This window comes from Acetobacterium sp. (genome assembly GCF_036508315.1).
GTDB lineage: Bacteria > Bacillota > Clostridia > Eubacteriales > Eubacteriaceae > Acetobacterium.
Genome location: NZ_DATCHP010000095.1, coordinates 24514 through 43958, shown reverse-complemented (window position 1 = coordinate 43958; position 19445 = coordinate 24514). Strand labels below are relative to the sequence as shown.

Sequence of the window (19445 nt, the reverse complement as noted above, 5' to 3'; positions counted from 1 at the left end):
TTATTCACCTACTTTCTTTAACAGATCATCTCTCATACTATCCATTAATTTAACCAGTTCTGGCTTTTCTTTTTCAAGTAATTTTATTAAATCAGGTCGAGTCAATTTTAATGCTACGTAGTTTGCCCACGTTTCAATTATACAGTCATCAACAGATTTATAATATCTTGATCCATGACCATAACTGACTAATCTTAAATCTCTGTAAGCTCCTCTTGATAATGCATCGTAAATATCCTCTAAGTTATCAACCCCGTTATACATATTTCTTATTTCATAATCGCGTTCATTTGTCATTAATGTGTCAATGGCATTTCTTTTTTTGGTGTAAGTTTATCAATATCCATCAGAGAACCAAAACCTTAAATTAAAGTTATCATGATTATAGGGGTGCAGGCATCTTTTAGCGGAAAATATACTCTAAGCTCCAGACTATTCCTATTAATACCAACAAACCTGCATTAATGGAGCTATAATTTCTATAAAACTGGTAAAACAAACGAACGTATTATTTGCTTTATTATTTTAATATATTGAGATACAGTTTCAAGCCATTTCATAAGTGAATTTATAAGGTAAATAATTCAAAGCAAATGTATTGAACATATATAACGTTTTATTTACTGATAAATCAGCTTGGGGACATGTTTACAGGCACAAGATAGTTGCAATTGTTAAAGATATATTAGCATCTTTGATTAGTTTTAATCCTTAGCGTATAATTTCCGCGTTTTGCTGCCGGTACCCCAGTCTTAGAAGGGGTTTTGTCGGAAATGTTGGCGACACCCCTAGTAGTTATTCTAATATTCTTTTTAAATCTTCATCTATTTGCTTATATACACTTACTCTAACAGAATTTTTTGAGTTGAATATTGAAAATAGAGTTGCGTTACTTTCAGTGAAAAAGCTACTGCAATTTCGATTAAAAAACTTCAAATTTTTCTTTAAATTTTTTGTGTATTCCAGAATGTCTTCAAGTGTCTGTTTTTTCTCTACATATTCTTGTAAATCTATTATTACAACACATTCTTCCATAAATTCCTTCGGAACCCATCTTATTCTTAAGCTACCCTCATTTCCAAGTCCACTTTGTTTTCTCGGTGCTTTTGTTACAAGGAGTTCGTACTGAAAAGGTCCTACTTGATACATTCCCATACTATTTTTTATTGTTGGGAATAATTTATCGACAAAGAACCTATATGATTTTTGAAACTCATCGTAATAAACTTGCAGCCATCCAATTATACATTCCATTGAATAATAGTCAGAAACCCAACCGCTTGATTTACCTAATTTGATATCTATATCAGGAAAAGCAACCTTTTTAGTATCAATATCTGAATTTTTATTAAGTTTTAAAATATACCAAATTACGAAAAAAGGTATATTTTTAAAACTTCCATCTCTTATTCCACTCAAAATATTTTCCAACTGATCAATAGTTTGTTTATTAAGAGATAAGTCATATTCAATGATGTTATCAGTATCGTATCTGATTTTAATTGGTGATATTGCTCTTAATGTACTTTCAACATAACAAAGTTGCATAAAAGGTGGCTCATCAAATAATAACAAATCAGATGAAAATATTTGTTTAATTTTTTTGGAAATTATTTCTACTGCTATTTCCCTTGCACAGTCTATTCCTGAATATATTTTTGTAATATCAAAATAGTAATGATTTTTATTATCTGTAAATGACTTTATTGGTATTATTATTTCTTTTTTACCTTGCATTGTACTAATAATTGGTTTATTTGATGAAAAAGCTACATCTACTTTATTGATATTCTCTTTTTCTGAACTTAATAATTCAAGATTAACTGTCAGATCAATTGGATCGATACTACCTCTTATTTTAGCTTCTAAATTTAGTTCTTGCTTATTTTGAACTGATAGATCAGAACACAAACATGGATAGAGCCATTGCTTAAAGGTATAAAAATGCGTATTAACAATGGTTTCAAACGTGCGCAGAACTTGAATGAAAAAATTTTCGCAAATATCCTTTGTTATGCATCCATAATACTTGTTTGAAAAATTATATCGCTTTTTCAAGCATTTAACATATAAGGGTAAGTTAGTGATTTCTAAAAAATCAAGAACACTATTTTGTTCCTGTACCCCTTGCATCAAACCTGTGAGCAAACAAATAACTTCTTTATAATCATCATCCTCATTATTTGCTTTAAGAAACAAAATTATTTCTGAAGTACCCAATTGAGACAGATAAACTGAGCAAAAATATTCTTTTATTGAAAACTGTTGAAAATCAATGATACCATCAAATTCAAATAGCAAACCACTCTGAAACATAATCCTATGTGCTTCCTGCACATGATTGTTACCTGCCATAACATCATTAATAACCTGATTTAAATCGATTTGTTTTTTGTTATCAAAGCTCAAATATGCAAACCGGGATAAAATCATTTTCAAAGTTTTAATTGGTATTAATTCAAAATTGTAGTTTCCTTTTTCGGCAAGATAATCTTTTAATAAATATGTAATAAAACCGTCAAATAGTTTTGCGGTATTAGTAGGTATCTTAGATCCATTACTATTTTTGTAATAAATAATCCACATACTAAAATATAGAGGCGTTTGAATTAGTTTTTTTAAACTTTTATCCATAGTTTGAATTATAAATGTTGTATCATATTCTAAAACACGAGTTGAAATTGCTATGATTTCTTTTTCTTTTAATGATTCTAAATAGAATTTTTCAAATAGTTCGCACTCATTGTAATATCGATCAGTACGACATGTTAATAGTATTTGCAATTGAGCATAATTCAAAGATTTATTAATCTCTTCAATTAATAAATCTTTTTCAACCAAACACTCATCTAAACCATCCATAAATATGCAATAACTCCCTTTAACAAATTCTAGCCTTACAAGCTCTTCTGTTAAATATGGAAGATAAGATGACAACTCTTTATACACACCTTCTTCAATTGAATTAAAATTCCGTTTCCAAAACTTTGCTGAGAGAAATATTGGCAACTTGGTTGTTGTACCTGTCAAATATTGATTTATGTGCTCTTCAAAAGCAAATTTCAAACAAGTTGTTTTACCAACACCAGCATGTGCAAGTAGCAAAATGTTGCTTTTCGTTTCAGATAAATATTTTATAGCAAATTCTTCATCTTTTGAATCATTGACTTTTTTGAAGATTTTTTGATTCCAGCACCATTCATCTTTTTTATTCGTTACGATTCGGGACAAACAATATTCTTGATATCTTAATCCTTTATTATCGCTTAATTGCGGTTCTTTTTTCATCTTTAGCTCTTTAAAAGCAATTGATTCATATATTTTAAACCAATGTCTTTCTAATTCTGAAACTTCACAACTACACAATGCAGAATCTGCATTAAAATTCTCTAACTTGTAAATTATAATCTTTTTACCATTGGTGCAAATATAATAAAGTGCTCGGGTCCACATAGCATAAAATTGAGCTTGTCCCTTAGACTCAGAAATATCTTCTGTCGGTTTTTTTAATTCAACTGCAACAAGTGAGTGATCCATCACCCAATCTCGCGCAATAAAATTCCGGTGTATTGAAAATTCACGATCCGAAAATAGCATAATATCTGCAAATTTTGTAGCCATTTTTTTTCGACCTTCGAATCCATATACAGGAAATTCTTCGGCTCTATTTTCGATAGGGTAACCCAAACATTCAAGTAAAGGTACTGCAATTTTTGTCCTAACATCTTGCTCTGATACAACACTACGAAAATCTATTGATATTAAAAACGTATTTAGATTCATTTTCTACTCCATTGAAATATTTTCTAAAATAGAATTTATATTATATTAAACCTGAATTCCCGGAAATGCAGGTTTTGGGTATTCTAATTTTTGCTTTTGGTAATTCGTTTTTTATTGTTTCAATATCTTTTAATGATTTCAAATTTGTCATTAATTTAGGATCTTTGACTGCTTTGCAAAGCTGGTTGAGATATATTTCAGCATAAAATTTTCGATCACTTCATCAGAATTTTCATCGTCTAATCTCAATGCTATCTTAAATTTTTCAGTCACTTCAGGGACGACTGTTAAGTCATAAGCAATTTTCAAAATTCCACCTCCGTCAAATATATTCTAATTATATACTAATTTATTCAACTCCGTTAGTAAAAACATTTATCGGTATATTTTTTTATAATGAGCTGTCTGGACCCTGAAAAAGATCGCGTAATCCATCCGGTTGGGTATTTTTAGATCGTGTTACGAAGGGCATTCCAAGACAACTTTTTTTATATTCTTAATGTACCCTACTTTGTTGAAAAGCAAGCGTCAAATAAGGAATTAAAAAAACCTGCAAAAAAGCAGGCTAATGATTTTGAACTTTACAAAGTTCCGGTAATGCTTCTGGACCAGGGTATCGGCGAATCCAGCACACCCATGTCAAACAAAAAGTGGATTCAAGCCGCTCGCTCTGCCCGGCAGGGTAAGACGAATGCGAGACGCCTGAAGTAAATTTAGCCTTGACGCAGCGATAGCGGAGACCAGGGCGCAGGACTAACGGCAGTGGAGGCCAACACGAACAAAGCCCCGGGCGTTTAGCCGGGGGCTTGGGTAGAGGGATAACATATGGCAGGCACGGTAAGAGCGGAGCGGCCACCGTGCCAAGACCTGACGAACGTAAAGCCATCCCCAAAAGTAAGCCCTGAGCAATTCTTTCATTTCTAAAATTGTTGGGGCTTACTTTGACGCTGCCGTTAAAACCATTTCTAATTTGAAAGATGCTTTTGTTGTTTTATCTGCAAAATTTTAAATAAGATCGTTCAACTTCTGCAAATGGCCCTTAGCAGAAGTTGAAATCATCAAATAATTCTTTATCCAGATCGTGCCTGTATCAATGGCAGAAAACTTCCTGACTTTGAATAGCTCAGTCTTCAACAGCAATTCCTTCCGATCAATATAGCTCTGCATTATTATTTAAATACTAGGCCTTCGTGGCACACAACCGTCCCTCTGATCTCCCCCCAATTTGAATTGCTCTAATATTTATCAAAAACAGATTTTTATTCTTTACTCCGTACAGACTTTCGTTTATACTATAATTATTACGTACGTAACGAGGAGAATTTTAAAATGAACTTCAATTATTCATTTCCAGCTATTAGAGGTTTTCAGGCAAAAAAAGAGTTTTTCACACTTATTTGCCCTCTTGATATACTAAGTAAAGTATTTAATTTTTATAACAATGAAATACCAGAAGAATTTCGAGCACAGAGAGTGCTTAATGAAAAGAGAATTCCAGAGATTGCAAGCTATATGCTTAACAACTTAGATAGTTATGTATTCTCTTCCATTACAGCTTCAGTTGATGGTAATTATTCTTTCAGCCCTGTTTCCCCAGATCAACCGGATATTGGTACATTAGATATTGCTATGACAAGTAATTTATTAATTAATGATGGTCAACATAGAAAAGCTGCAATTGATGAAGCAATAAAAGAAAATCCTGATTTGAAGAATGAGAGTATATCTGTTGTTTTATATGTTGATCAAGGTTTAGAACGAAGTCAGCAAATGTTTTCGGATCTTAATAGACACGCGGTAAAAGTATCAAAATCAAATTCAATCCTATACAATCATCGTGATGAAGAAATCATTTTTATGAAAGCTTATTTGGAAACGAATAAAAAATTATACAAGTACCTTGATAAAACTTATGATTCCATTGCCCAAAAATCAAATAAGCTTTTTACATTAAGTAATTTTTATAAAGCTCTCCAAACCTCTTATGGCAATAAAAACATTACTTCTGATGAAAATTTACAAAAATTCGTCATTTCATATTGGAATTATTTGACAATTAGTTTTAAAGAATGGACATTTGTTTTAGATGATGAAATAAGCCCCTATCATGCAAGGCAATCTTCAGTAGCGGTATACGGAATAATATTAGAAGCTCTGGGTAAGCTATGTTATTACTTATATTTAGAGAATATTAAAAATTGGGAATACTATGTAAAATCACTTAATAAAATCAACTGGCAAAAAACAAATCTCAATGATTGGTCAAACCGCTGTTTACTTGAAAATGGAAGTATGCATAAATCAAATGCATTTATAGATCGATCCTATTATAAAATTAAACAACTGATTGATCTACCACTCACATCTTCTGAAAAAATCAAAGAAGAGAAACTGCAAAAGGAAGTGTAAAACATGGCAAAAAACCTAATACAAGAATATGGCAAAGATATTGTACTCAACGAAATATACAATGAAATACAGGAACTCTACCTTAGTGATACACGGCCTTGGGTTATCGGTTATTCTGGTGGAAAAGACAGTACCTTAACAGCGATGGTGGTGTTTGAGGCTATAAGGCAATTACCAATTGAAAAACGCACAAAGAATATTCATATTGTATCATCGGATACAATGGTTGAAAATCCATTAATCATTCACTATCTTGAACAGAATATGGATTTAATGAATCAATTTTCCAAAAGCTCTCATTTGCCAATCGAATCCAAATTGGTTAAACCTTTAGTAACCGAAACCTTTTGGTCATTACTCCTCGGTAAAGGCTATCCTTCCCCAAGGCAAACTTTCAGATGGTGTACGCATCGCCTTAAGATCAAACCGATAGACGTTTATATTGATGAAGTTGCAGACACTCATGGAAGTGTAGTTGTTGTACTAGGTGTTAGAAATGCTGAAAGCAATTCCCGTAAAAATTCAATCACCAAGCACACCATTGATGGAAAAATATTGAAATCCCACGAAACCAATAAAAGGGCCTTTACCTATGCACCAATCGAACATTTATCGACTGATGATGTATGGGCATGTCTCCTTAATACAACTAGTCCTTGGGGGTTTGATAATAATTTGCTTTTGTCATTATACAGAGATGCCTCAGATGAATCTGAGTGTCCTGTTCAGCAGGATGTTAATGCACCCTCGTGTGGTCAAAGTAGATTTGGATGCTGGGTTTGTACAGTAGTATCAAAAGACAAATCACTAAGCGGTTTTATTCAAAATGATTATGATGAGCTTCGCCCATTGCTTAAATTCCGTAATTTCTTAGCAGAAATTAGAGAAGATCATGAATACCGAAATAATTATAGAATGAATGGCGCAATCTATTATGTTGGGACTGAAAAAGAACGTCGTGGACTAGGACCCTTTAGTTTAGAAGGACGTATTAAATTAACAAGATCGCTTCTCGAAACGGAGGTTGCATTTAATAAAATGCTTAAACAAGCGGAGGATCATAAATTTTCCATTGATCGGGAACAGTATTTTGAATTAGTTACTCGTGATGAACTTCAATATATTCGAAGTCAGTGGATTGAGAATGGTGATTGGGAGGATACACTTCCGAAAATATATGAAGAAATCATTGGCAAGCCCTTCTATAGTGGTTATATTAATCAACCATTCATAAGTCCTTCTGATTATAATACTCTTGAATCAATATGTGAAAATGAGAATGTTGATATTGATGTAATAAAAGCCCTTATTACCGTGGAAAATAAATATTTAGGGGTTAAAATGCGAAATGATATCTATAATAAAATAGATAAAATACTTAACCGTGATATTGTTCACGAAGAACTGCATGAAATTTATAGGAGAATCAACAATGAGACTGACACAAATAACAATTGAAAATTTTGGGATATACGAAGGTTTGAACACCTTCAAATTTCCTTACAACAATAAAAAGAAAGTTTCAGTAATTATAGGTAAAAATGGTGCAGGAAAAACAACTTTCCTTAATGCTGTAAAAGCTTGCTTTTTCGGTTCAATGATTCTGAAACATAGGACTAACACCAAGTCTTATGAAGAATTCATCCTTAATAAATTAAATGTTAACGCCCAAAAGGATGGTTCCTCTCATTTCTCAGTTGAAGCTACCTTTATTTCACATCTTCATAAATTTGACGGTGAATATATGATCAAACGCTCCTGGACACTTGAGACTGGTAAATTTGATGAATTAGTAAAAGTAAAACGGAATAATATTCTATTAACGGTTAAAGAACAAGAGGAATTTTTCAATGTTATGTACCATGCTTTTCCTCTTGATTTATTTGAATTATTTTATTTGGATGGGGAAAAAATAGACCAGTTAAGTGTGCTTAATTCTAACCTCATTGATCTGATTGAATCATCAATTAACATTGATCTTTTTAAGAATCTTAAAAGTGATCTTATTACTTATGCCATAAAGAAAGTCAACAGTAAACAATTAGAGCGTCTCGAACAAAACAAGACGAGTTCCCTGGAAATCTTAGAAAGCTATAACAAAGAGATTTCTCAACTGTCAGATAAAAAAGAACTTACCCAAAATAATTTAATTAACTACGCTTCTAATCTCAATCGATTTAAGGATTCTTTAAATCTCTCTTCAATTGATGTTGATGATGATAAATTTCATGCAATTACCACCCAAATTAATGAAGAAAAACGATCGGTCCAGGAACTTTTAACGAGCTATCTTCCCTATGCTTTATTAAAAGATCAATTAAAAACCATTGAAGCCAATATTGACCATGAGGAATCCAGTAAAACAAGCCAGATCATTCAAAATGCAATGTCAATCGATCTCGAAACCTACTTAATTAAAAAAATCGGAGATGATGATGCTCCAGTAATAAAAGAGACCTTAGGAAAAATAAAAAAGTATTATTCTGTTGGCAATCAGCAGTTTATACATCGTCTCAACAGTGAGGATTATTATAACCTAAAGAGTAAACTGAGTGAACTCTTCGATACAGATCAACAAATATTAATTGTAAAAATTGCACACGTTAAGAAACTTGAGAATGATGCAAATCATTTATCAAAAGAAATCGAGGCATATAATACTGCTAAAAAAGCCGGTCAGCTCGATGAACTATTGAAATTTCAAAATGAACTTTCAACAAATAAGATAGCGCTGGAGCAAATTATTGCTGCAATAAATGAGACTAGCGAGAAAATAATCAAACGGCAGGCATTGCTGGAAGAAACTGAAAAAGAAATATGGAAAGAACTTAAAAAATCAAATATAAACAATATCCTTGATCAGCTCAATACTGTCCTGGGAAAATATATTGCAACAATAAAAAATAAAAAAATTAGAGTGATTGAGGATCAAACAAAATATATGTTCGACCGTTTAATCCGTAAACAGGGTTTTATTAAAGACTTTACGATCAAAGATAATATGATTTATTTATTAGATGATAACAATAACCATCTGGATCACTCTCACCTATCAGCTGGTGAAAAACAACTATTTGTACTTTCACTAATTTACGCCATTATCCAATCATCAGAACGAACCGTTCCAATGGTTTTTGATACACTTCTTAGTCGATTGGATGAAGGTCACAGAAACAATGTATTTAAAGAATTTATTAGTTCTTGTCCTGATCAAGTCATCATCCTTGCAACGGATTCTGAGCTGGCAAATATTGATCGAGAGTTTTTGAATTCACTAACCAATATTGAATACACTATTGATTTAAGTAAAAAAGATCATCAAATGATAGAAACGAGATGAAGCTATGAAAACACGACTTAAAACCTCTAAACAAGGCGAGACCATTTTAAGAAATATAAAAAACAAATATGGGTTAACTCCTAATATATTATGCCGTTATGCCATTGGCCTTTCCCTCAAATCAGAGAGACCATTGGATTACAAACTTGATAGTAATGGCTTCGAGTTTCAAAGATCTACATTAACTGGGGATGAAGACTTATTGATAAAAGAACTCATAAAAAATGATATTGGAAACTATATAACTGATGATGAGTATATGAAAAAATATCTTAAAGCACATATTGAGCGTGGTTTACTTGAACTTGAATCAAGTGTTAAGTTATGTGGCGGTTTCGAAAATTTTATTGAAGAATTGATACGAACCGGAGGAACAATCTAATGATCTATCTTGATAATGCAGCAACTACCCCAATGGACTCCGAGGTTCTTGAAACAATGATTGAATATATGAAAACTGAATATGGCAATCCGTCCTCCAAATACTACCCTCAGGCACTCCGTGCCCAGGAGGCTCTTAAACATGCCCGGGAGCAAGTTGCTGAATTGTTAGACTGTGATCAAGAATATCTTCTATTCACAAGCGGTTCAACCGAGAGCAATAATTTTATTATTAAAGGTGTTGCTGAAAAATTCAGTAAAAAAGGAAAACACATCATTACCAGCAAAATCGAGCATAAATCTGTTCTAAACACATGTAAACACCTTGAAAAATCAGGATATGAAGTAACCTATGTGGGCAATGATGAACTTGGTCATGTGAACATCGAAGAGATAGAAGCAGCAATCAAAGAAGAAACCATTCTTGTCAGCATTATGTGGGGTAACAATGAAATTGGTACTCTGAATGATATTGAAAAAATATCCGAATTGTGTCGCAAAAAAGAAGTGCTCTTCCACACAGATGCCACCCAGGTGGTTGGTAAAATCAACGTAAATCTAAAAAAGATTCCGGTTGATTTTTTATCCATGTCCGCACATAAAATCTACGGACCAAAAGGAATCGGTATTGCCTATATTGGCCCTGATGATCTTGGCTTAAGAATGAAACTCCCTTCCCTACTTGATGGTGGGGATCAGGAATATAAAATGCGCGCCGGCACTCACGCCATGCATAATATTGTTGGATTTGGCAAGGCCTGCGAGGTTGCTGAAAGAGACATGGATCTATATGTGCTCCAAATTTTAAAACTTGAAAACAAATTTAAAAATGAGCTTTTAAAAGCAAGACCAGATATCACTTTTAATGGAGATCAGGACAATAAAATACCAGGTCTATTAAGCATTAATATCCCTGGCATAAATAATGAACTTTTTTGCAAGCAAGTTTCTAATGAGATCGCGATTAGTACGGGTAGTGCTTGCAGTATCAGTGAGGGCAGTTATGTGCTTTCCAATCTTAATAAACCCAGCAGCAACAATACCATTCGTTTTTACCTAACATTTGCAAGTGAAATTAATGACATCATTAAAACGTTGCTTCAAGCACTCAGCACTCTTAAATAACTGACTTTGTAACCTGCATTCCCGGATTATGTAACAAGAATGTTTGCTATTCCCTATAATATGCGATTCTTCTCTCGTAATACAATTTTAATATAACGAGGTTGGATTGCGTTAAGAATGTCTATAAACCGCTTGTTTAAGGGATTTTAAAAATTCCTCGTTATATATTTCCGGGAATCCAGGTTACAAATTTAAAAAAAAATACTGGATTATTCATTACTCTTTTTCTAATTCAGTAACCAGGTTTGAAATCATATCTCCAAAATCAAATAGCTTATTCTCTTTCTTTGGTTCAAATTTTAGAACAAAATCAATAATATTGTCAATTGATGTTATTGGTCCATTAAAAATATTTTCAACTAAATAATTTATTCCACCATGAGCGTATTCTTCAATAAGCTTGTATTTTTCATCACGATTCTCATTCAAAAGAATTTTAATATCACCAGTTGATATTATTGATATAATATCAAAAATATTCATGTCCTCTTGAAATATATGTTCTTTTATTGCATCTCCGCCTGTTTTACTAAATGACATCTTTCGATTATTTATAATACCCAAAACTGCTGACAAAACCAATACATCTTTCATATTCTCAAAATATCCAGGTTCTCTATCATTCCCAAGTTTTTGATAATACTGTTCATATTCAAGTGGCTTGTTTATTCCTGTTTTCATACTATTTCACCTCACTAAATACAGTAAATTCACTATCCGGTATATCTATTATCCCACCGCTCATTTCATACAGTTTTCCAATTCGGTTGTAAATATTTTTTTCTACTTCACCTTTCCATTGTCCGTTTGAAACAATCACTACAATTTGAGTTGCTAAAGACGGAATGCCCTTAGCAACATTACTTTTATGAAATTCATCAAGCATGCCAAATGGAGAGTCCATTACAATAGGGTAATCACCTCCTGCAAAATCTGAAATCAATTGCATATTAGGCTTCTCTTTTGCGTATGAAACTAACGCACCAATAAATGCTAGACTTGTTATTTGACGTTCGCCAGTGGATTGTAACTGCGGTTTCTGACTAACTTTGTTAACAATTTTTAATTCAAAATCTTTTGTGAGTAAGGGCTCTCGATCCTGTTTCCTTGCTAATACCCCAAACACATCTTTAAGCTTTTTATCCATATCCTCATGAGTTGTGCTTATAAAATGTTTCTGTATTTCATTATTAAGCTGAAGTAACACATCAGAGGTTTCAAAACATTTTGCATACATATCCGCCTCTTGATCTTGCCCATGCACCTTTTTAATTTTTCCAGTTAAAGTTCTAAGCTTTTCATTGTAAGAGCTAATTCGACCTTCCGCCAAACCAATTTTCTTAGTAGCTGATACTATTTCTTCTTCTGCTTTTTCACGCTGTGCTTCTCGAGCATCGATCATTTTATCATCACTGTTCTTTAAATCATTTCGAATAGATAATAGCTCTTTTTTTATTTCTTCTAACCTTTCATCCAGTTTCAACATTTTATCTTTATATTTATAAATTTCATTATAAAAGTCATCAACACTTTCGCGTGTTGAATTTGAATTAATAAATGCGGATATCTTTATGTAAGAACTATCTAATTCCTCTCTGCCTGCAGTCTGTAACAATGCAACTAGCTTTTTATATTCTTTAGTGTCTTTAATAATTGAATTTCCACAAATGCATACTTCACTATCAATAAGGTCCTTAACAAATGTTTCTTTAATATCAGATGGTAGTTCCTTCTTCTTTCGTTTATCTTCCAATAAATCATTAATCTGACCAAAGAATTTTGATATTAAAAAAATCTTGAAATTCTTTGAAATAAATGAAAGAATGTATTTTTGTTCAAGTCGTTTTTGTCCATTTTCACCATCAATAGAGGTTTGATCCCTTTCTAGTTTTTCTCTATCCTTGTTTAATAAACGTATCTTTTCCGCATTATGTTCCGCTAGATACTTATCGCAATCCAGTTTTATTTTTCTTGCAACATCTAATTTGAAATTCTCGTCTTTTTCAATTTCTTTTTCCGCATCAAGTTGAGAATTAGTGAGCTCGTACTGTTCATTCATTTCTTTTAGGCCTTTGTCTTTTGCACTCTTTTTCATTTCTGTATTAAAATCTTTTTTTATTGAATCTAAATTTTCATTAATATGTTCCAAATTTGTTAAACCTAATATATCAAGGATGGCTTTTCGAATCTCTTTCTTCCCATCAATTTTTGCCAGTCGATCAATGCGTTCCCCATCAAAGAAAAAAAATCCACTTAGTTCTTCAGGGATAAAATTTTCAAAGTATTGAGGATCATTTATTGGTTTATTTTGTGTCTTATCAATTATGTACACTTCTGGTTCTCCAGCCAACACAATTATTCCTTCTGAATTTTTTTTAAACCATTGTTTTCTTTGAAAAGTATACTCATTATTTTTGTCGGAAAAATCAATAGTTACTGATGCAACTTCTGTATCATCTGTTCGCATCTCAATACGGGTTCGTTTATTTAACATTTCTTCTATTGTAAGTGGTTCGAGAACATCTCCATAGAAGGCCCAATAAAAAGCACTAAGAACAGTTGTCTTACCCATTCCATTATCGCCCTTAATGACGGTAACGTTTTTATCACTGTCCTGTGCGAATTCGATTTCAACTTTGTCATAAATCCTAAAAAAATTCTTCATCTCCATTTTTCTAATTAACATGATTAGTAACCTCCTTAACAATGAGATCTTTTATTTGGCCTTTTCGTTCGTTCTTTTTCAATGTTACATTGCCTTCTAACCTTGTAATTCCCCTATATAACTCTCTAATATTTGCGTCATACTTTTTAAGAATAGCTTCTAGCTTTTGTTTATTATCATTATTGTCCATTTTTTCCTCCTATTATGAATATAATTCCCACTTATTAATAAATGCTTCATACGCTTCAGAACCATTTTCCGCTAAGGATGCAAATTCCTGTAGACGTTCAAATTGACGTTCAATAATCCTACACTCAGTCTTCTTTTCCTCATCACTCAATAATGCTATTTGTTTTTTATTTAGTGTAGGTATAACAATAAAGTCATAAATCTCAGCTATCTTTTTTCCAGGTGCTTTTCGCAAGATTCTACCCCTTCTTTGTATAAATTCTTTTGGATTACTTCCGCTCGAAAGGATGAATGCTCTTCGAAGCTGGGGTATGTCTATACCTTCATCTAAGCAACGAATCGCAGCCAACCCCTTAATTAAGCCCAGTTCAAAATGTTTTAAAATATTTGCGCGCTCTATCTTATTTTCATCAGCTGTAAATTTGCATGTATAAATACCAATTTCATCGTTTAGTATATCAGTAACTTGTTGGATAAACTTTTCATTTGTTTCAGCTTCAATCCGATCTCCACAATAGAAAATGTTATTTGATGTTCCCTGAATAATATTTTTAAATTCTTTCAGTTTCACTAATTTATTCTCCGCAGAAGCAATTAATCTAGCTCTTTGTGCTAACAATACCTTCAATGGAGTGTTATCTTTTAGGGTTTTATCATTATTGAATAAAAAAGCTTTAGATATTTTTTTCGATATTTCGTAATATTTGTCTCTTTCTGCATCAGTTAATTCTACAAAAACAGGATAATATCTATATCTTGTTAAGAATCCCTGTTCAATTGCTTCTTTCATTGTAAATTGGTAAACAATACAACCAAAGTAACTTATTAATTCATTCATATTAGTATCATCATATTTTGACATCAACGTTGCAGACAAACCCAATCTATATAATGCATTATACGGAAGGCTAGCCAATGCATTATCTGATGTCAAATGATGCATTTCATCAGCACAAAATATGTAATCACCAGTAACAGATTTTAGGATTTCTTGAAATGCTTTATCACTAAATGTTTTATTCGTTGTGATAAGGCAAAAATTTGTTCTTACTCCCGCATTAAATAACTGAATTAGATCAGTTGCTTTGCTTTTCCAACTTGCAGTAGATTCGTAACATGCAATTGGATGAATATTAAAAACACTCAGATTATCAACCCATTGTTCAAGCAATACCTTATAAGGTACCGTGATTACAAGGCCACATGCACCATCGTTCTTTTCATAAACCTCTAAAAGTTTAACAAAAGCAGCAATACTAGTAATAGTTTTGCCCGTTCCAGTTGCCATCTCAAAAATACCAATTTGCTTATTTTTCAACCATGCAGCAATAGCTTTTTTCTGATATTTTCGCAGACATATCGTTTCAGGTATGCTTGGTTTAGTTTTTTCATTTACGTCTTGTACATACTCTTTTGTTACACCTGGAATTGGTTTGCGTATATTTATCAAATCTTCTTTTATCGCTTCTGGAAAATCCAATGTTTTCCATTGCTGTCCTTGACTTTCCCAAATGGTTTCAAACTGTTCTAATCTTTGTGAAGTCCTTTTTGAACTATTATCCCAAGAGGTATCAACCTCTATTGTCTCAAAGTTACTAACAAATGCTGTAACCCCTTCATTCATTGAACCCCTAAATGAAATCATATTATTCTCGAAATCTGCGATAATAGAAAACTTATCGTGAAAAATTCCAATAGGTTTATTATCCCTTCTGACAACAATTTTAATTTCAAGACGATCTTCATATATAAGCCAAGCAAGAATATTGCTTCCTTCATATTCTAAAATGCTATCAATATCAAACGCTTCAATGATACGTTGAATGGCTACGTCCTCTTTAGCTTTTATGCCACTGCAAATTGCCTCATAATCTTCTTTGCTAAATTGCGGTGAAACGAGCATTTGCATTTTGCCACCATTTAAATAAAATTGTTTAAGACTTTTTCCGAAAGTAACAAATGAAGAACTCGAAAAAAATCCAGCAGCTCTTTTATAAATCACGGATTGAGGAAATACTTGATTATAAAAATCTTCAGGTATATTTGAAGAGTCTGTTTGATAGCAATCCTTAATGTCTAATTCTTTAAAACTCATTTTTCACCTCTCATCTAGTTTTGCCAGAATAAGCTCAAAATATCATCAGTACTCATGTCTACTTCATCGTCTTCTTTTGTCAACTCATTGAGCCAATTTTTTACCTTATCTATTATTGCACGCAATTTTTTATAATAGAAACGGTCTACTAATTGTTCATTGCGATAAGGGATAAAGAGCAATTCACCCACTTTTGAAATACCATAACCAAGACATAATTCAACAAATTCTTCGAACTGAGAATTCCACAACAACCAAGTTATTCTATCTTCTGTCTCTAATGCAATTTTAAATGTAACCTCTGAAATCATTTGAAATTCCCGATACATATATGAACGGTCTTTCTTAATAAAACATTCAGGTATCTCTTCTAAAGATTTAACTATATTTTCTGGAGAATATATAAAAGTATTTCTTTCTATTTCATTACACCAAGAAGACTTTTGTAAAAAATTAAGGACATACTCTCTTTTCAACAAATTTAATCCAGGTATTTTATTCCAAATATCACAAATAGAAATTAATCCTTTTGATCCTTTAAAAAAATCTTCTATTTCATCAGCAATAACGTATCTTTGTAAGAGAGAATTTAAACAAACATTTGAATTATTGACATGATGCGCAATTATGTCTTTTTTGAATGAGTATTTTTTATCAAATAATAATTTAAGTGCCCCTTGTAAAAAGTATCTGTTTGTAATATTTGTTGTGAGAAGCAATTCTTCTTGAAACACTTCGAAAATCTGATTATATGATACAGACTCTTCTTCAAAGTTATCAATGTACTCTGCAATTTTTACAAATACTTCCTTATTACTAATATCTACAAAGTCTCTAAGTATATAAGTACCACGTTCACATAGTACACTTAGGTCTGTAAGTCTTACACTAATAGCACGGTTTTGTACTGGTAAATCAATCAACCCAAATTCTTTTGTTACATATTCTCTAAAAGTATTAATCTCAGAATTATTATAAACTTTTATACCACTAGTAAAATATTCTCTCAACACAAATGTATATATTTGAGATAAGCTTAACCTAGTCCGATGGTAAGTATTTCCGCTTAAGTTATACTGGTATTCAATCATTTTATTGATCAACTCATATGATAAATCATCTTCCTCGATAGCTTTTTTCACCTGTCTATTCAGGGTGTCTTTTCTAATAGTATCTGGGAGCTCATCTAAAAACTGTTGTACTTTATTTCCTACAATTTCAGGATCAATGATGAATATGTCCAAATTTTTATTATAATAGTAATCTGAACTCGGTGCTTTTTTTAGTAAGTAAATAAGTTCCGAAGTATGATTAGAAATTTGCTTTTTAATTTCCTCAGGTGTAATTATTTCATCGCCATTTCTTATTGCATAAAGCAACATTATTATGTTATATCGTTTATTAAAAAGATTAAATTTTTTTTGCGCTTTCACTTCAATTTGTCTAACTCTTTCTCGAGTTAAACCAATAATCTGGCCACATTCTGCTAATGTTTTACCAGAAGAGCGGTTCTTAATAATTATATTGTTATTATTATATTGTATTTCAAACCATTCATTTATTATCATATTAATATCTAATGCAATCCATTTTAAAAACGCACATAATTGATCATGTATTTTCACTTCATTTACCAATTTAAACATGTTTCGAATATCAGTTACTGTATCGTTTGTATTTATTCGTTCTTCCAATTGTGAAATATTAATGTTTTTACTTACACAACTGCAATGATATGCCTTAATAAACGGTGAAATCTTATTTAGTCTGCGTTCATTTGGAATACACTCATATAATACTGTCAGATTTTCAATTAATTGATTATGCAACTTACTCCGACGATTAAATTCACTTAACATGTCCCTAATTTCTAAATATTGGTGAGGTTGAAGAAATATTTCTAAGCATATATCTTTTCCTAAGATGAAGATAGCTTCACGAATTCTATTAATATATTCAATTTCTTCTTCACTAAGTAGTTGAATTCTTTCAGTATCAAGTGTTTCCCCACTGATAATTCTTTCAATGATAGCTTTTAATTCCAAGCTAATTTTAAACTTATGTTCCTTCTTATTTTCACATTCTAATAATATCTTGTTTTCTAATGAAAAATTATTTTGCTTTAAAACCAAAGTTTTTATTTCCTTAAAACTTTTTGCTCCAAGATTTTTAATTTTTCGAATCTTAACCTCTGAACATCTTAATAAATCTTCAATGGTATATATACTTGAATGATTTAAACAATTTATTGAACGCATTGAGATTTGAAAATCCGATATTTTAAAATGTTTATATTCTTGAGGATCAACAGCTAATAATTCATAATACGGTGTTATCATATTATTGTTATTGAAATCATTTTTTTCGGCATGTTTTGTTTTACTCATACCTATAATTTCTTTCAGTAACTCACTGGGTTCAAAATAAACTTCATTAATAATGGTATCTGTTTGTATATCCTGTATATTTGTGTTTGTTTCACCAAGCAGAATATCATCAAATTCACTCGTAAATTGTTCTGCCCCCTCCCCTGCTTGATTGTCAAAACAAGGAAACTGTTCTAAACTCTTATCTTGCTTTACATTAATTATATCTGTTTTGTTTGAAGGTATATCTTGTTCTTCTAAGGATGCAGCGACAGTATTTGGTTCTAAATTATCTGAAAATTCATTTTCAATTATCTCAATATTTTTTAAAACACTTTCAACTTCTGTTTCCAAAAATCCTTTGTTAACATATAGCCACTGTTTAAATCTGTCTTCCTTTGATTGATTTATTGTTTTATCGGAGATGCCTTTATTATGTTCAACTATTGCATTTGGCAATATTATTTTGGCATCTTCAACTTCAAGACTGGTATATGTATTACCATAAGTCTCTTTGATATATTCGCTGTAATAGTCAATGTATAAAGTATATTGGTCGTTTGTAAATTTATTAAAATTAATGTAACTTCTATTTATCATCAATTTGTATTTAGTTTTATTTATAAACTCATAATCAGTTATTTCAAAAATTGTATCATAACTATCCAATATTTTTGTAAATACATCGCTAATTGTAATGAGTTTTCGAATAGCATTTTCAATGCTTTTCTCTGACATATTTTTATTTTCATATAACCATATTTTGAATTTTGTCTTATTTTTAAGTTCTGAATCAGAGATTTTTCCTTTCATCAACTTGTTAATTTTACCCATCTCGAACCTCATATTTCTCATGCTTATAATTTGATTTCTTTTTTTTACAATATATATATTCTTCTTTGATATTACGCCTAATTCTCTTTTTTAGCAATTGATTATTCGAAATATTCCAACTTTAGTTCATGATTTTCATAAAATGGTATTATTGGAAAATAGGAAGTTTTTTTATTATAGGACCGTGCAACTTGGTGTTGTTTACACATATCGTCCAAAAGTTCAATAGAGATGCAAGTTATCAATTAAGCTAGGAAG

At 31.5% G+C, this 19445-nt stretch carries 13 protein-coding genes; 5 read left to right on the top strand and 8 right to left on the bottom strand.

Annotation, left to right across the window (positions count from 1 at the left end):
• The 3 genes from VIK44_RS11315 to VIK44_RS11305 form a co-directional block, all read right to left on the bottom strand.
• A complete protein-coding gene (locus VIK44_RS11315) occupies positions 1-297 on the bottom strand; it encodes a hypothetical protein (RefSeq protein WP_331554000.1) in 297 nt (98 codons plus the stop codon).
• 498 nt (positions 298-795) lie between these two features.
• The gene (locus VIK44_RS11310) at positions 796-3783 is read right to left on the bottom strand and encodes a type I restriction enzyme HsdR N-terminal domain-containing protein (RefSeq protein ID WP_331553999.1); all 2988 of its coding nucleotides are present in this window, start codon (positions 3781-3783) and stop codon (positions 796-798) included.
• Positions 3784-3933: 150 nt separating this feature from the next.
• Positions 3934-4092 carry a hypothetical protein gene (locus VIK44_RS11305; RefSeq protein WP_331553998.1) on the bottom strand — a complete coding sequence of 53 codons (159 nt, stop codon included), beginning with the start codon at positions 4090-4092 and terminating at the stop codon, positions 3934-3936.
• Between the two features lie 1020 nt (positions 4093-5112).
• Between VIK44_RS11305 and dndB the strand changes: the two genes are divergently transcribed.
• From dndB to VIK44_RS11280, 5 genes are read left to right on the top strand one after another with little or no spacing between them, the layout of a single operon-like run.
• Positions 5113-6192, top strand: a complete 1080-nt coding sequence (dndB, locus tag VIK44_RS11300) for a DNA sulfur modification protein DndB (RefSeq protein ID WP_331553997.1) — start codon at positions 5113-5115, stop codon at positions 6190-6192.
• A 3-nt stretch (positions 6193-6195) separates the two neighbouring features.
• Positions 6196-7650 carry a DNA phosphorothioation system sulfurtransferase DndC gene (gene dndC, locus VIK44_RS11295; protein ID WP_331553996.1) on the top strand — a complete coding sequence of 485 codons (1455 nt, stop codon included), beginning with the start codon at positions 6196-6198 and terminating at the stop codon, positions 7648-7650.
• Complete coding sequence (gene dndD / locus VIK44_RS11290; RefSeq protein ID WP_331553995.1) at positions 7625-9532, top strand: DNA sulfur modification protein DndD; 1908 nt, start codon at positions 7625-7627, stop codon at positions 9530-9532. The genes dndC and dndD overlap by 26 nt, the downstream gene beginning before the upstream one ends.
• Positions 9533-9536: 4 nt before the next feature.
• A complete protein-coding gene (gene dndE, locus VIK44_RS11285; RefSeq protein WP_331553994.1) occupies positions 9537-9914 on the top strand; it encodes a DNA sulfur modification protein DndE in 378 nt (125 codons plus the stop codon).
• A complete protein-coding gene (locus VIK44_RS11280) occupies positions 9914-11038 on the top strand; it encodes a cysteine desulfurase family protein (protein WP_331553993.1) in 1125 nt (374 codons plus the stop codon). The genes dndE and VIK44_RS11280 overlap by 1 nt, the downstream gene beginning before the upstream one ends.
• Before the next feature lie 216 nt (positions 11039-11254).
• Here VIK44_RS11280 and VIK44_RS11275 read toward each other — a convergent pair whose 3' ends face one another.
• Genes VIK44_RS11275 through VIK44_RS11255 form a run of 5 tightly spaced genes read right to left on the bottom strand, consistent with a single transcriptional unit; the run spans position 11255 to position 19187 of the window.
• Positions 11255-11719, bottom strand: a complete 465-nt coding sequence (locus tag VIK44_RS11275; RefSeq protein WP_331553992.1) for a hypothetical protein — start codon at positions 11717-11719, stop codon at positions 11255-11257.
• 1 nt (position 11720) lies between these two features.
• Positions 11721-13724, bottom strand: a complete 2004-nt coding sequence (locus tag VIK44_RS11270; protein ID WP_331553991.1) for an AAA family ATPase — start codon at positions 13722-13724, stop codon at positions 11721-11723.
• Positions 13714-13893 carry a hypothetical protein gene (locus VIK44_RS11265; protein ID WP_331553990.1) on the bottom strand — a complete coding sequence of 60 codons (180 nt, stop codon included), beginning with the start codon at positions 13891-13893 and terminating at the stop codon, positions 13714-13716. Before VIK44_RS11265 ends, VIK44_RS11270 begins: the two co-directional genes overlap by 11 nt.
• A 12-nt stretch (positions 13894-13905) precedes the next feature.
• The gene (locus VIK44_RS11260) at positions 13906-15987 is read right to left on the bottom strand and encodes a DEAD/DEAH box helicase family protein (RefSeq protein ID WP_331553989.1); all 2082 of its coding nucleotides are present in this window, start codon (positions 15985-15987) and stop codon (positions 13906-13908) included.
• A gap of 14 nt (positions 15988-16001) precedes the next feature.
• Positions 16002-19187 (bottom strand): DNA-directed RNA polymerase subunit alpha C-terminal domain-containing protein, encoded by a 3186-nt coding sequence (locus VIK44_RS11255; RefSeq protein ID WP_331553988.1) that lies wholly within the window; start codon positions 19185-19187, stop codon positions 16002-16004.
• Positions 19188-19445: the final 258 nt, after the last annotated feature.

Excerpts from the sequence above, each read along its gene's own strand:
- VIK44_RS11315 (WP_331554000.1), bottom strand. The coding sequence starts at position 297 with ATGACAAATGAACGCGATTATGAAATAAGAAATATGTATAACGGGGTT.
- VIK44_RS11310 (WP_331553999.1), bottom strand. The coding sequence starts at position 3,783 with ATGAATCTAAATACGTTTTTAATATCAATAGATTTTCGTAGTGTTGTA.
- dndB (WP_331553997.1), top strand. The coding sequence starts at position 5,113 with ATGAACTTCAATTATTCATTTCCAGCTATTAGAGGTTTTCAGGCAAAA.
- dndC (WP_331553996.1), top strand. The coding sequence starts at position 6,196 with ATGGCAAAAAACCTAATACAAGAATATGGCAAAGATATTGTACTCAAC.
- dndD (WP_331553995.1), top strand. The coding sequence starts at position 7,625 with ATGAGACTGACACAAATAACAATTGAAAATTTTGGGATATACGAAGGT.
- dndE (WP_331553994.1), top strand. The coding sequence starts at position 9,537 with ATGAAAACACGACTTAAAACCTCTAAACAAGGCGAGACCATTTTAAGA.
- VIK44_RS11280 (WP_331553993.1), top strand. The coding sequence starts at position 9,914 with ATGATCTATCTTGATAATGCAGCAACTACCCCAATGGACTCCGAGGTT.
- VIK44_RS11275 (WP_331553992.1), bottom strand. The coding sequence starts at position 11,719 with ATGAAAACAGGAATAAACAAGCCACTTGAATATGAACAGTATTATCAA.
- VIK44_RS11270 (WP_331553991.1), bottom strand. The coding sequence starts at position 13,724 with ATGTTAATTAGAAAAATGGAGATGAAGAATTTTTTTAGGATTTATGAC.
- VIK44_RS11265 (WP_331553990.1), bottom strand. The coding sequence starts at position 13,893 with ATGGACAATAATGATAATAAACAAAAGCTAGAAGCTATTCTTAAAAAG.
- VIK44_RS11260 (WP_331553989.1), bottom strand. The coding sequence starts at position 15,987 with ATGAGTTTTAAAGAATTAGACATTAAGGATTGCTATCAAACAGACTCT.
- VIK44_RS11255 (WP_331553988.1), bottom strand. The coding sequence starts at position 19,187 with ATGGGTAAAATTAACAAGTTGATGAAAGGAAAAATCTCTGATTCAGAA.